At 59.9% G+C, this 14,928-nt stretch carries 5 protein-coding genes; all 5 read right to left on the bottom strand.

Going from position 1 to position 14,928, the window contains the following annotated elements; all coding sequences use genetic code 11:
- A partial coding sequence (locus tag V7714_RS16950) for a LamG-like jellyroll fold domain-containing protein (protein WP_335710769.1) occupies positions 1-11,431 on the bottom strand: 11,431 nt, incomplete at its 3' end.
- 354 nt (positions 11,432-11,785) lie between these two features.
- Positions 11,786-12,166, bottom strand: a complete 381-nt coding sequence (locus V7714_RS16945; protein WP_335710768.1) for a hypothetical protein — start codon at positions 12,164-12,166, stop codon at positions 11,786-11,788.
- Positions 12,167-12,190: 24 nt separating this feature from the next.
- Positions 12,191-13,333, bottom strand: coding sequence for a tetratricopeptide repeat protein (locus tag V7714_RS16940; RefSeq protein WP_335710767.1), 1,143 nt, complete (start codon positions 13,331-13,333; stop codon positions 12,191-12,193).
- Positions 13,334-13,354: 21 nt separating this feature from the next.
- Positions 13,355-13,960: a hypothetical protein gene (locus tag V7714_RS16935; protein ID WP_335710766.1), complete on the bottom strand. Its 606-nt coding sequence runs from the start codon at positions 13,958-13,960 to the stop codon at positions 13,355-13,357.
- A 199-nt stretch (positions 13,961-14,159) separates the two neighbouring features.
- Positions 14,160-14,915, bottom strand: coding sequence for a sigma-70 family RNA polymerase sigma factor (locus tag V7714_RS16930; protein ID WP_335710765.1), 756 nt, complete (start codon positions 14,913-14,915; stop codon positions 14,160-14,162).
- Positions 14,916-14,928 lie beyond the last annotated feature (13 nt).

Genomic DNA, 14,928 nt, shown 5'->3' with positions numbered 1-14,928 from the left:
CAGCACTGTTGTACTCGTAGGAGGTAATGTTGCTGGCCAGATCGGTCGAGCGGATCATCTGGCCGTTTTCGTAAGTCCAACTGATCGAGTCGGTTGGCGTGCTATAGGTCACCGTGCCATCGGAGGCGGTAGTCTTGATCGTACCGGTCACGCTCTCGGCAATCTTATTGCCCAGTTCGTTGTAGCGATAGCTACGTAACAGGCCACTGCTCACCAGGATGCCGTCGCGATATTCCTTGTTCTGGTTCTGGATGACGCGGTCTGCCGCATCATAGCGTTGATGCAGCTCCTGCCTGTTGAGCGGCTGATCGGCGCGGTAGCGGGTCTCCACCTCGCGTTGACCAGCACCGTTATAGCGATAGTCCACTACGGCGGTGTAGTCCTGCATGGTGGTGCCGTCGTTGTCTGCGTTCAGGACCCAACTGCTACCTTGCTGTTCGCTGCGGATGATCTTGTCGAGGGTGTTGTAGCTGTAGCGAGTCTCCGCCAGCGCAGTGTTGCTCTGGTGTGCGGCAAGGCGTCCCAGTTCATCGTAACGCCAGTTCTGTGCCGCCACAAAATAACCGTCTCGCACGCTGCGGCCATCGTTCGCCCAGGCAGGCTGGTTGCTGCGCTGCAGATACCCCTGTGCTGTTTTGCTACCCAGACGGTTATAGTCAAACCGGGTGACATCACCATTGCCATCAATGCTATAGCGTAGCTCGCCAAACTCGTTGTAGCGGTAGTGGTTGGTTTGCGCGGCCCATTCAATCTTGCCGTGTTCATCCACGCGTGCCACCACGGCACCAAGCTGATCAGTCACCTGGCCGTACAGGTTGTAGTGCCAACGGGTCGTTACACCGAGTGCATCGGTGGCGGCTATGCGGCTGCCCCAACGGTCATACGCAAAGCTCTGGGTGGGCGTATGGGTAACGGTAAAGCTCTCTCGTTTGGTTTGAGCAGCGCTATTCGGGATCGCCGTTATCTGCCACTCACCTGTGCTTGGGTGCTTGGTCATGCGATAGCTGCTGAGACCACGCAGTGACTGTTCTGCGGTCGCCTTGTCCAACCCCGCTTCAGGCAAGGTCGCGCCAGGCGCCAGGGAGTAGACCTCAACCTCCAGCCCCATGGCGCCAGACGGTATCAGGTCGCTCACCGCATGTTGAGCCCAGATGGCTTGTGTCGCGCTGTCGAACGCGCCGCGCCCCAGTGGGACGATCTGGGTGGTGCCGTTGTCGTAACGCAGTCGCAGCCATGTTTGCGACCCATCGTTGGTCTCGGTGGGATAGCGCAAGGTGGAGACCGGTTCACGCGTATCGTCGCGAACCAACGTGGTAACCGTACCCTTTGTCGCGTACACCTTGGTTCCCAGCCACACAACATTGGTGATCACTTTGGGATCATACGGCTCGCGTATGGCTGCGCCGTTAGGAAACTCCAGGCTGGGGTGGGTTTCGCGATGGACCTTTTCCACGCCATTGACGGAGTATCGGACTTCCGCAGTCAGGCTGTCGAAGTCGTTAGGAACAGGGATTGCGGTCCAAGTACCCGTGATCTCATAAACGTAGACAAACCTGTGGCTCAGGTCTGGTCTATCGTCGTCGGTGCCCACTTGCTCTTCATCACGGCCTAGTGCAACGCTACCACCAGCTTCCTTGGTGGTGACGATGGTAGGGATGGCGAGACCAGCGCCCACTTCATTACTGAATGCCGGCAGGCGCTGCCCCGTCAGATTGCCCAGTTTGTCATAGCTGCTGTAGGTGCGGCGCAAGCTGGCTGCGGATACCGGGAAGGCACCTTCGCCGCGCATGGCGCTGATCAGGCTGCTCGAGGGGCCGCCATGGTCTGCGTCGATAAGACCGCCGAAGTCCCACAGGTCTTTCTCCGGCGAGAGCAGGCGGCCGGTTTCCTGGCCAGCCAGGTTGTGGAAGTGGAATGAGGAAACCCCATTCTCCTTGCGCGCCCAGGCATTGCCGGCGCGGTCGTACCAGTACTGGCTACGGTTTTGCGAGACCACGGCTTCCTGGGTTTCGGCGGTGACCGAGCGCTCGGTGACCTCGCCAAAGCCATTGTGGACATTGGCGGTGCGGGTGTAACCGGTCTGGCCAGTGAGGCCATTGTTGCGCTCCAGCGTCTGCACCAGGCGACCGGTGGCATCGTACAGATGCGACAGCAGGTTGTTGCGTGCCTGGCCATCGGCGTCGATATTGCCTTGCCATTCCAGCACAACCTGGCCGTTCTTGTCGTAGAACCACTGCTTACGGGTGCCGCCGCCGCTGACATTGCCAGCGTCGATGCTCAGCGTAATGGCACGGCCTGCCATGTCATACGTGCGCTTCTCTACCCTATCCTGCAGGTCGTTGCGTACCGACTGGGCCAGGGCGTCGACGGCGGCCACGCTCATGGTCTCCGGGGTGGCGCTGAGCTGGCTCTGGCGGATGGCGGTGCCATAGCGGACGGTCCGGACGGCATTGCCCAGGGCGTCATAGCTGACTTCGCTGAGGGTGTAGAGCAGGCCATTGGCATCACTGCCGGTGGCGGCCAGGCTGTAGATCAGCCGGCCCTGGGCATCCAGTATCTGGTAGCTGCTGTTGCCACGCGCATCGACAATAGCGATCTGGTTACCGGCTACGTCGTAGCGGTAGCCGGTGCGGACCTGCTGCTTGACGCCCTGTACATCGCTGACATTGAGCTTGATCTCGCTGAGCTTGCGGCCAAAACGGTCGTAGCTATAGCGCTCGATGCGGCTTTCACCGCCGCCATTGCCTTGCTGTCCGGCTACGTTGGCGATCAGCAGTTGGAGGGGGGTGCCACTGCTCCAGGGGATATCCAACCGCTTGGCGTATTGGGCTACCTGCAGAACATTGCCAAAGCCGTCATACACCGTGTGGCTCAAATAGCCCTCTGCGTTGATTTCGCCTACCTTACGGCCCAGCTCGTCGTAGAAGAAGCCGGTCACTGCACTCTGGTAGTTGTCGAGCGTGACGGTCTGGCTGACCAGCAGGCCGCGTGCGTCATAGGCAAATTCGGTGACGCGTGACAGCATCTGGATGCTGCCATCGGCACTGAGTGTTTGTACTGCCGGGTCGATTTGCTTGATGACGCGGCCAAAGTTGTCGTGTTCGTAGCTGATCGTCCGATCCGCAACCGGGTCACCCTCGCGTGGTTGCGCGGCCACATAGGCCAGGGCGTCCTGGACTTCCGTGACGGTAAAGCCGCGTTCGGTGCCGACGCCGCTGCTCAGTAATTCCAACCCCTCCACACCCAGCAGCGAGCGGCTGTGTCGGGTTTTTTCAATCACGTCGCCAAAGGCGTTGTAGCGATACGCCGTAGCATAGCCCAGGGCATCGATCTCATAACGCAACTGACCTAGGCGGTCATAAACCTTGTAGCTGTAGTGTCCTTCGGCATCGCTATGCGCCACAGCACGACCCAGACGATCGTAGAAGGTGGTGCGTATATCGCGGCTGCTGGTTTCGTACAGGGCCTGGTTGCGATCTACTGTCGCGCCACCAAAGACCGATTCCAGCGTGGCCTTGTCGAAAGGCGTTTCGCTATTGTATGGATCAGCCTTGATGCCGCCATTGAACGAGCCGCTACCCGCTTGATCCAGCGCCACTTGCCGCCCGGCACCATCGTACTGGAAGTAGGTGATGCGCATCCGGGACAGGTCTTGCCCTTCGGCACCGGTGAACAGATTGCCGTCCTGCGTTTCAATTTTGGCGGTCAGATTGCCCTTGCCGTCATATTGGTACTGCACCACTTTGCGTATGGTGGTGAAGCCCGCATTGCTGTCCTCGCGGATACGCACTGCGGGGCCTGTTTCGTGGGTGAGCTGGCCGCTGGTGTCGTAAGCGTAATCGGTGCTGTCGTTACGGGCATTGGTATATTGCTGCTTGAGGCCCGAAGCATAGTAGCGATAGCGCTCGGTGCTGAGCGTGCTGCTGCCTTCACCGTGCTCCACTTTCTCAAGACGGCCAGCGCGATCGTAGTAGTACTTGCTGACCTGCGCTCGGGCTTCGTCAACGACGGGCGTAGCGAAGAAGGCCTGGAGATCCGCCGTCAGTTCGGCCAATCGCCCAGAATTCACCACAACCAGCACGGGATTGGTGTAGCCGATGAATTGCTGGATATCGCGGCTCATGGCGGCGATTTCGCCGGCACTCATGGCCTGGGTCAGATGCAGCGACTGCTTGGAGGCGCCCACGTAGGTGGCGCTGCCATCCGCATTGCGGGTCAGTGTCCCGCCAGCCAGTGATACCACGCTGCCCGCAGGATAACTGGCCGTGTTGCTCCAGTAGCCGGCCAGCAAATTGCTGAAGGCGCGGGATGGGTCGTTGTTTGGCAGGACGTACGCCAATTCCAGGCCATAACCCGCTTGCCAGCTGCGTGCGATGGCACGGCTTGACCGGGCAAGGGTGATGGGATCCACACCCGCATTGACCGTGAGGTATTCACCATCCGGCCCCAGATAGGTTGCACTGCCATCCGGGTTGCGCAGCAGTTTACCTTCAGACCAGTCCACTGCCAGTCTTGCGCTGCGACGTTCTTCCTTGGTGCGATTAACATCGTCGTAGAGGGTCTGCACTACATCGCCATCCGGCTCGGTACGCAGCTTCTCCCGGCCCAGCACATCATACTGATAGGTGGTACGGCCACCCAGGGCATCCACGCTCACCAGCACGCGGTCTGCATGGTCGTAGCTTTCGATGCTGCTGATCAACCTGCCATTGACCGTGGTGGTCTTGGGTCTGCCCAAGGCGTCATAGGTGTAGACAGTCTCGCGGTCCTGCGCCGAGGCAGTGAGGTTGATATCCTCAAAGCGGAGCGCCTGGCCCGTATCCTCACCCTCGAAGCGGTTGGCGTAACGGACTTCGCGCTCCAACCGACCATTCTTGTCATAGTAATGCCGGGTAGCGCCGCCCTCGGCATCAATGGTCCACAGGCGGTGGCCATCCTTGTCGTTGACATAGCGGGTAACGCTGTCTTGGGCAGTCCATTCAGGCTCATGAACTGTGTCACCAACCAACCAACCGGTGAGGTTGTAGGCGGGTACCCCGCCGCTGTTGCTGTATTTGCGGGTTCGCGTTAACGCGCCATTGTTATCGTATTGATAGTAGACCGCATCACCGGATCCATTGATGGTGATGTCCAACAGACCATTATTTCCGTGAACATAGATCGTGGAGTCGCCATTTACCGTTTTGCCGACCATAACGTCATAGGCGTTGTAAACATACTCGATGACATTGTCGCCACGGTGTTCCATCACACGGCGACCCAAGGCGTCGTAGAAGTTCTTCTCCACAATCGCGCCGGGAGCAGGCGTGTCATCTTCGTTGGCGCCCTTGATCACGCTGATCAGATTGCCGGCACCATCATAGGCAAATGCTGTACGCAGCTTGGCGCCTTGCGCGTCTAGCACAGTCGCTTTAACCCGTCCCTGGTCGTCGTAGTACACCTCGGTGCGGGTGCCGTCATGGGCGGTCTCGGTGACCTTGCGACCCTGGCCATCCAGGGTATAGATGGTGGTCTGGTTCAGGCCGGCAGGGTCCACCGTGCGGCTGATAACGCGGCCGGCCGCGTCAAACTTGAAGGTGGTGACGATACCGTTGCCATCGATGGCGATATCATTCTGACCGGCAACACGGTAACGGTTTTCTTGGACCTGGACCTGATTGCCCAGGCGGTCATATTGGTAGGTGGTCTTGTTGATCTCGCTACCATCGGCCTTGTAGGGGCGGCTGACGGATTTCAGGCGGCCATCGCGGTCGTAGCTGTAGCGGGTGATCGCCCCCATGGCATCCTTGACCGCGATGGTTTCGCCAAAGCGGTTGCGGGTGGTGACGGTCTCCATCCCTTCTGGCGTCCGTACGGTAACGGTACGGGCGATGGGGTCGTAGGCATACGTGGTCAGGTTCTGGCCATTGCCTTCGGCAATGACCCGTCCATAAGCATCGTAATCTGTAGTCCGACCCAGTTGGCCACCACCCGACCTGCCGGTCACACGACCCAGCGCATCGTAGTAGTAGTAGGTGTAGCCATCATACTCGCCGTCCCGACCGCCGTTGGCTTTCACATCGGTGAGCCGGCCAAAGGCGTCATAGGTATTCGTGGTGATCTTGCCGACGGCATAGCCAGCACTATTCCAGCCTTCCCCTACCGGTCCTTGATACTCCAGTTGCGTTTCGGTGCGGGTCAGCAGGCCACGGCGGTCGTAGTCCATGGTCTGGACGTCGGTATAGCCCTCGCCATGCGGGTTGACGGTACCGACGATCTCACCAAAGGCGTTGTGGCGACGTATTTCAGTGCTCTGGCTACCTGTCACCGTCTCGATCAGCTCGCCACGGGCGTTGTAACGGTATCGGATGACTTGGTCATAGCGGGCATCCGCCATGGCCTCGACCAGGTCGATAGTCTTCTGGTCGATCAGGCCACCGGTGTAGTTGGCCAGCTCGGCGACCGGCACACGCTTGGCATAGGTGTAGGACAGAATGATCTGGCCGAGTGCGTTGTAGCCTCGTTGGGTGACTTCCCCATCGGCATTGATGCTGCCGAGCAATCGGCTCTGGCTGTCGTAGTAATACACCGTCGTCAGCAGCTTGCCGACATCGTCGCGACGGCTGCTGCTGATGCGGCGGCCGGCGATATCGTATTTGTATTGGGTGCCGTATTGGTCCCACACGGCATTGATGCTGGACTCCAGCGCCAGACCATCCAGCTTGGGCGCGTGCTCTGCCGATAGCTCGCCGATCACCTGCCCAAGCTGGTTGTAGCGGATCAAGGTGGCACGGACGTCCGAGGTCTTGTCCGCAAGACGAACCGCAGTCTGCTGCCCCATCTGGTCATAGACGTAACGGGTGGTATTGGGGTCGAAGGTCGCCACCGGCTGGTCGGCGGCATCCAGCTTGGTATAGCTGAGGCGCGTGGTTTCCAGTTGGTGCAGCTTGGTGTAGGTGTAATGGGTCGTCTGAAACTCACCCATGACCGACATCACGACGGCTTCATCCAATGCATTGATCTCACCGCCGCCGGCGTTCATGGCGTAGGCGCGGATATCCTCCTGCATGGCATTGGCGTAGCGGCGTTGCGACAGCTTGTTACCCACGGCATCGTAGGTATAGCGGGTGAGATAGCCCGCAGCATCGATCTCGGCGGTGACACGCCCTTGTGCGTCATAGACGGTGTTATGGCGCAGATTGTTGTTGCCGCTGGAGAGACGCTCAAACTGGCTGGGATCGACCGGGACATTGTTGAGATCCTGGTTGCCGAAGGCGTAGTGCTGTGCCACAGACTCGGGGCTGATGCTGCCAGCCAGGATGGCAGCGTCACTGAACTGGCCGTGGATATTCCGGCCAAGCACCAGTTGCCCCTCAAAGTACGAGGTAGCACCTGCCGTAGAGAGGCTTTGGACGGGTTGACCGTTCACATAAAGCTGTACGCTCCATTCTGTCTTGACGACAGCGAGATGAGACCAGCTACCCTGCTTGAGCGTAATGCCCAAGTCTATTTGCTGACCATTGTCGGTGTAGTGCAGGGTGTTGTTAGGGCCTAGCGTCAGTGCGCTCAGCATCGTGCCGCTTGAGTCCGACCAGGCCAGGATAATAGCCTCGCCATCCTGTACCGGCTGCGTGGGCCGGAACCAGACCTCCGCGCCGCCGGACGAGAAATGACCATCCAACTTGGCCCCCTGACCCGAACCATTCAGAGCCATCACGCGCTTGCCGTCGGCCAGGACGATGCGCTCACCCTCCAGGTACTCACCATTTACCGCGCTATGTCCTACTGAGGCCAGCACATCCTTGGCTTGGGTGCCTGGCGCATCGTCCAGGCGCCAAAACGCCCTGACGTCTTGCATAACCTGATAGTAATCGACTGTGGCGGACAGGAACTGCGCGCGCTCGATCTGCCGACCTGCACCATCGTAACGATAAGCGGTGATATAGCCTTCACCATCGATGGCATAGATCAGCTTGCCATCCTTGTCGTAGTACTGCTGGGTAACACGGTCCAGGCGTGACGCTTCTACCGAGAAGCTATCCAGCGATGCGCCCACCAGAGGCTGTTGCGCCAGCTGGTTGGCGTGACGTATCTCACGGTTGAGGCGACCTGCGCTGTCGTATTCGAAGGTAACAACGGCACCGGCTGCATCGACCGTCCGGGCCAGACGGCCTGCCGGGTCGTAGTAGAGACGCGTATGTTTGTCCTGGCTGGCTGTCGGTACCAGCAAGGCGGCCAGTACGGTGGGGTCGATGGCGCCGTCGGCGCCCAGGATGCCCAAGCTGGCCGGAGGTGTCAGGCTGGTGGTGGCAGCCACCGGTGCGGTGGTCGCTGGTGTAGTGGGTGCTGGGGCAGCCGGGGCAGCGGGCGTGGCGGCGGCCATCGGCGCCGGTGGTGGGGCGAACTGCGCCAGTTCCACCTTCGAGCCGCTGCTGTACCAGCCGGTCGTCAGGTCGTGGTTTTCGGTCAGCTTGAGGCCATCCTCAAAGCCATCGTTCAGTACCGTGCCGCGCTTGACGCTAGTGACCTGAACATCGTCGAAGATGACGTTATGGTCGATGCTGCGGTTCTTACCGTCACGATCGCTGATCAGGTAGACCCATAGCTCATCGTCGTTCTTGACGGTCAGGTTGACGGTCAGTGTTTTCCACTCGCCGGTATCGGTGCCATAGCTACCGCCATAGACTTGGTTCTGCTCGGGAATGGCACCGTCAGCATCGCCCAGGTAAAGCGCGGCATGGGTGTTGGCAGGCGCCTTGAAGCGAACCGTGGCCGTCACCTGGTCGCCAGCCTGGAAGTTGCCCAGGAAGCGGGAAATGGAGCTGTTGTTGCTCTTTTTGTACCAGACCTTGGCGGCGCGCGCGTTATAGGTCGTCGGCACGGGCGCTTGAACCGCCTCTGCCTCTATCCAGTTAGTCGTCTGGCCAGCGCTGTTCCAACCGGTGGTGGCATTGAAGTCCGACACCAGCTTCAGACCGCTTTCAAAGTCTTCTTTCAGCACGGCACCACGTTGCACGCTGACGACGCTGACTTCGTCGTAGATCACATTGTGACCAGCAGCGCGATACTTGCCATCGCGATCACCATAGAGGAAGACCCACAACTGGTCGTCGCTCTTCATGGTCAGTTCAACCGTCAGGGTCTGCCAACCGTCGATGGCTTCACCGTAGCGACCGTCGATAACCTCATGCTGGTAGGGCGTCGTCCCACCGGCATCGCCCAGATAGAGGCCGGCAAAGGTATCGGTGGCCGCCTTGAAACGGACCGTGGCGGTAACACGATCGCCTGCCTTGAATTCACCCAAGGCACGGGAGATCGAGCTATTGCTGCCCTTCTTGTAGAAGACTTGGGCAGCATGATTGGTGGCAACAGGCACAGGGCCCGGTACCGGATCCGGCGACGGCGTGGGGACAGGATCCGCCACGGGCGGTGTGGCGACATCCTTGGCGGGCAAGGGGGTGCCTATCAGGCGCGAATCGATGGCGGTGGCGTAGCTCACCCGCTCGCTGATGCGACCGGCCGCGTCATACTTGAGCTCTTCTACATAGCCCAGTGCCGAGACGGTGTACTTCAGCCGGTTGGCCGCATCGTAGACATAGCGCGTGGCGTTGTTCTGGCCGTCGATTTCGGCAACCCGGTTGCCAAAGGCATCGTACTGATACTGGGTGGGTATCTCGCCGCCTTTCAGGCGGCTGATCAACTGACCCGCCTTGTCATAGGTGTCGGTATCGACGCGGCCATTGGCCAACAGGTGCGTTACCTGCTGACCACCGTTCAAGTAGGTATGCACGGTGGCGGCGTTGTTGGCATCGACCGTGCTGATCAGGCGATTCAGCCCGTCGTAGGCATAGCTGGTCTGCTGGGTGTTGGCATCGATGGTGCTCAGCAGCAAGCCATTGATGTCGTAGGTGTAGGTGGTCTCGCTCTTGCTGTATTCCAGCCCCACCCCGTTGGCGTCCAGGGCGGCGTAGCGGATGGTCTGACGCAACTGGCCGCGCGCGTCGTAAACGTATTCTTCCAGTACGGTTTTGGATTTGTCCTGCAGCCCGGTCCAGGCTATCAGCTCGGCTTCGGTCAGATCATGCAGTGGCAGCAGGCCATCTTTGACGAACAGGCCGCTGGGGTATTGCGTCTGTGACTGCCGCTGGCCGCGTACGTCGTAGCGATATTCCGTCACACGACCTTCAGCGCTCACGCTGAAGCGCAGGTTCAGCAGTTCATCGTAGATAAACCGCGCGGTGGCCGGTTGGCTCGCCTTGAGCGGGCCATCGCCATCGGGATCCGCCTGCTGGAAGACCGTCTCGGCCAGCAGTTCGTTCTTGAGGCCATAGCGGCGCTCGATGCGGTTACCCAGATGGTCTTGCTGGCTGGTCTGGTTGCCGGCCGTGTCGTAACCATAGGTCACGGTATGGTTCAGGGCATCGGTCGTGGTCAGCAGGTTGCCGTCGAGGTCATACCCATATACCAGTCGCTGTGCGAGCCCTTCTACGGTGGGGGCGGTGACACTGGTCAGGCGGCCCGCTGCGTCCACACTATAGGTGGTGATGTAGTTGCGGGCATCCTTGACCGTAGTGACGTCGCCGCTGTAGTTAAACTCGGTGACATGGCCCAGGGCATCGGTGATGGTAGACACGCGTTCGTCACCGGGCACATAGGTGAATGCCAGCAGGCTACCGTCGCTTTGTGTAACGCTTTTGAGCAGGTTGCCACCATCGAAGTAGGTATAGGTGGTGACGTAAACCTGGCCATCGGCCTTGGCGTTATCTTCGGGAGTCAGATCAACCGTGACTTTTTCCAGTCGATTGCTGGCGTCATACTCATAGTAGGTGCGGGTGAGACGGGTGCCATCGGCCTTGATCACGGCTTCGCTGGTGACATTGCGGCCGCTATAGGCGTACTCGATGGTTTCGCCGTTCTGGGTGATGATCTTGCTGAGCAGTTCACCCGTATAGACGTAATTGAGGGTATTGCCCGACAAGTCCTTGCTGCTGGTCATGCGCCAGTAGCTGCCATAGGACTCGTAGACTTCCCGGGCTTGGCTGCTGCCATCGGTCCATACCCAGTTACCTTGCTGATCCAAGGTCAGGGTGTCATGGGCACCTGCACCATCGGTACTGACGTAGCGATACACATCAAAGACAAAATGCTGAACGCTGCCGTCGGCCTGGATACGGTCCAGCGAACTGCCAGGCTGGCCCATGGTGCCTTCGATATTGGCCAGGCGACGGTAGCCACTCAGCCACCAGGCGTCGTTGTTGTCGTCTTTCCAGCGCGCCTGACTGTTGTAGGTGCGGACTGTATTGGCGTCCAGCCCCAGGCCTACCAGCAGCTCATCACGGCGCTGCAAGACCAGGTTACCGTTGCTGAGATTGACGTAGACATTGCTACCGTCCTGCCCGTGCGACGAACCTGCCACCCCTGCACCTATGCTGGGTGCAACCGTACCGGACAACAGACCTGTGCCTTGACTCGCAACAATACCGACCATGATGGTGTAGAACCTTTGCCTGAATTTTTTCTATGGGCCGCACTGTTGGATGGGCAGCCCGTTCAAACAACGTTATCCAGTCGAGCGCGCATTTGTTTAGCGATTTCTTGAAATTTTTTACGAAATTGCCTAAAGAATTTTTCGATACATTACAAATCAATGATTTGCGATAGTCCGGTTTTGTGTATCGGTTTCATTTTCTCTGCGGCCAGCGCCGTAATCTCCCGTTCGCGGCTACCAACCGATGCCCCAAATGAAGAAACCGCCCATCAGGCGGTTTCTTCAGTACGACGCTTGTGTTGCGGCCACGATGGCCGCTCAGCCCGGCGCCGACAACAAGGCATCAATGGCCGTCTCCACTTGCGCCGACAGCAAGGGCTCCTCCAGCAGGGTCTGGCTGATGGTGTCCACCATCTGGTGGAAACCGGCATCGTTGATCAGGTTCTCTCCCAGCTCATTGAGCAAGGCGGCTTCGATAAACGTGGTAAATACCTTGCGCCGGCGCTGCGGGTCATCCGGAGCGATCGCATCTATCCGCGCCATGACCCGTTTACCCAGGCTGTCCAGCGCCACGGCTGGCTTGCTGCGTGAGCGTGCCGTGGCCTTACTGCGGGCAGGCGTTGCCCCCTCCGCAGCGCTTTGGCGGCGCTGGATCAGGGCAACAATGCTCGACAGGCGATTCACTGGGTCCAGGCTCATGGCTGGGGCTCGCTATCCTGCTGCTCAGGCTGGGTGATCAATGTCTGTGGCGGTCTCGCCCGACAGTGGGCGATTGGCCAGACTCTCGATATTTCGGAAGGCATCCTGCACCAACTGCTCGGCGGCTTTGCTGTCGCCGGTTGACTGGGCTTGGAGCAGGTCGATGTAGCGGCTGGAGATGCCCCCAGGCGACAGCCGCCGGGCTCGCGCCAGCAAGGGATCGGCCTCGGCCTGCTGGCCTTTGAGGTGTGCCACCACGGCCAGGCCGCCATAGCTCTCGCCGAAGTTGCGATCCAGCGCCAAGGCTTGGCGGAAACAGGTCTCGGCTTGATCCAGCCTGCCCTGCAGCAGGTGCAGCCAGCCATAGGCGTGCCAGGTGCCGATATGCTCGGGCATATGGTGTACCGCTTGCTCAAAGGCTTGCTCGGCTTCGGCGAACTGCCGCTGGTAGAAATAGGCCAATGCCAGGGCCGACCAGGCGCGCCCGGCCTTGGGGGCCAGGGCCAGGGCGCGTTGCAGCTTGGGTATGGCCACGTCCGGCCCGGATTCCACAATATCCACCGAACCGGTGGCAATCAGGGCATGCAGCTGGTCCGGCAGGTGATCCAGGCTGTAACGTCCCCAGCGCAGGCAGGCGGCGGCATCGTTGTCGTCCAGGCAGACCAGGGACAGCATGCCGGCCATCTCGGCATCCTCTGGCCGCTGGGCCAAGGCCTGCTCGGCTTTCGCGCGCGCTGCCGGCAACTGGCCCAGCTGATGCAGGCTGAGCACCCACAGATGCAGGGCATGCGGCAACTGGGCCAGCTCGTCAGCCGACAGTTGTGTCAAATGGGCCAGTGCGCCCGAGAAATCCTGGGTCTGATACTTGGCATAGGCTAGGTTGTAGGCCAGCCCCGGTGCCGCATGGCCCATGCCCTGGAGGCTGTTGAGCAAAGCGAGTGCAGTGGTGGGGTCGTTTTGCTGCAGGCACAGCAAAGCACGGCGATGGGCCAGTGCAGGATGGGCGGGCCATTTGGCGAGGCCTTGGTCCAGCAGGGCTTCGCCCTGGGCCAGGTCGCCGGCGCTGAAGCACAGCTCGGCTGTGTCGAGCAGCAATTGGATGTTGTCCGGGTCCTGTTCGAGGTAACCCAGGAAGCGGGCGAGCTTGTCGGTATCAGAGGAGGTCACGGTGTGGGACTTGGTGAGGGCTTATTCACGGTAGGCGGACAGGAAGATATGGTCTTCTGTCGGTGCGGTGTCGGTGTTGGCCTCTGCGGCGGCAACAGGCGTTTCGGCTGGGGCCGCTGCGGCGTCGGCTTGCAGCTTCTCGATATTTCCCAGGATGCGCTGCATCTCGGCCATCAGTGGGGCGTTGGCCAGGCCGGTGGCCAAACCTGCCCGCAGCGCCTCTCCGGCAACAGCCAGTTCATTGCGGCCTAGCGCCAGCATACCGACCCGGAACTGGTTGATGGCATGTTCGGGTGGCAGGAAGTCCAGTTGCTGGAAGGTGAGCTCAGCCCCGGCCTGGTCGGCATCGAACAATTGCAGCAGGCCCAACTGGAAGATGGCGATGTCGAACTGGGGGGCCAGCGTGATGGTCTGGGCGAAGTACTGCTTGGCTTCGGCCTTCATGCCGATCTGGGCATACTGCGAGGCCAGCATGAAGGGGATCTCGTGGCGCAATGGCTCGGGCTTGGCCATGGCCTGCTTGAGATAGGCGATGGAGAGGTCGTAGCGCTCTCGGTTGCTGGCTTCGATGGCCATATGCAGCAACTCGTCTGCGGTCAGCAGGTGGCTAAGGTCGTCTTGACTCATGGGGGTGTCTTTCGTGGGGGGCGGAAGGTGCGAATGGGGTGCCCATAACAACGTTATCCAGTTGGTTGGCGGAAAGTTTAGCGTGGTGGGCTACTTGGTCAGTCGTCAGCAGTTCCGACGACTGCACGGTGGAAAGCCCACCAAGCAGCATGGAATGCTTACTTGCCATAGCCAAGACCTAGTCCAACGGCGCCAATATCTACCACGCCACATTGCGCAAATCCAGGTTACGAACCTCTATCCGCAACCGCTCCAATGCTTGCTTGTGCAGCTGAGATATCCGCCCCTTGGTCAGGCCCATGAGGCTGGCTATTTCGCTGAACTCGATTTGCTGCAGGTAGTGGTAGCGTATCACCATGGCTTCAGACTTGGTCAGTCTGTCCAGCAACTGCAGCAGGCGTTGGCGCAGTTGCTTTAGCTCTTGCGATGAATAGGCGGGCATGGCCGTAGCCTGTTCCTCCTCGCCCACGTAGAGCCCTTCATCTTCAAATAACATGCCCAAGGCCATGCCAACAGCGATGGCGGCGAGATCATCGAAGGCCTTGCGGGCCTTGCTGTGGGGCTCGCTATTTTCACTCAGTGACGCGATACGCTCGCGCACCCGGCGCTGTGTAGCGTTTTGCTGTTGCCGCTCGGTATAACTGGCAAGCGCATTATGCAGGCTGCCGTTGATGCGGTATTCGGCATAGGTGCGGAAACTGGCCCCAGCGCTTGCGTCGTATCGCTCTATGGCCTCCAGCAAGCCCATGGACGATATCTGGAGGTAGTCGTTGAATTCGATCTCGTCACCCACTCGCTTGGCGTAAAGCTGGGCCGCCAGCATCCTGGCAAATGGCAGGTAATGCTCGGCAAGCTTCAGTTTGGCGCTTGTCCAGTCTGAATGGCGGGCAGCCCACAACGCAGCCTCTTGGTCCGGGTTGATCTGCCTCCAGGCGGGGATACGGGTTTTGGACACGATACAGAACGCG

The sequence above is a fragment of the Chitinimonas sp. JJ19 genome (genome assembly GCF_036961565.1).
Classification (GTDB): Bacteria; Pseudomonadota; Gammaproteobacteria; order Burkholderiales; family Chitinimonadaceae; genus Chitinimonas.
Note: the sequence above shows the minus strand (reverse complement) of the source record. Positions and strands in the feature narration are given on the sequence as shown.

Coding starts and splice junctions, on each gene's coding strand:
- V7714_RS16935 (WP_335710766.1), bottom strand. CDS start 13,960: ATGAGTCAAGACGACCTTAGCCACCTGCTGACCGCAGACGAGTTGCTG.
- V7714_RS16945 (WP_335710768.1), bottom strand. CDS start 12,166: ATGAGCCTGGACCCAGTGAATCGCCTGTCGAGCATTGTTGCCCTGATC.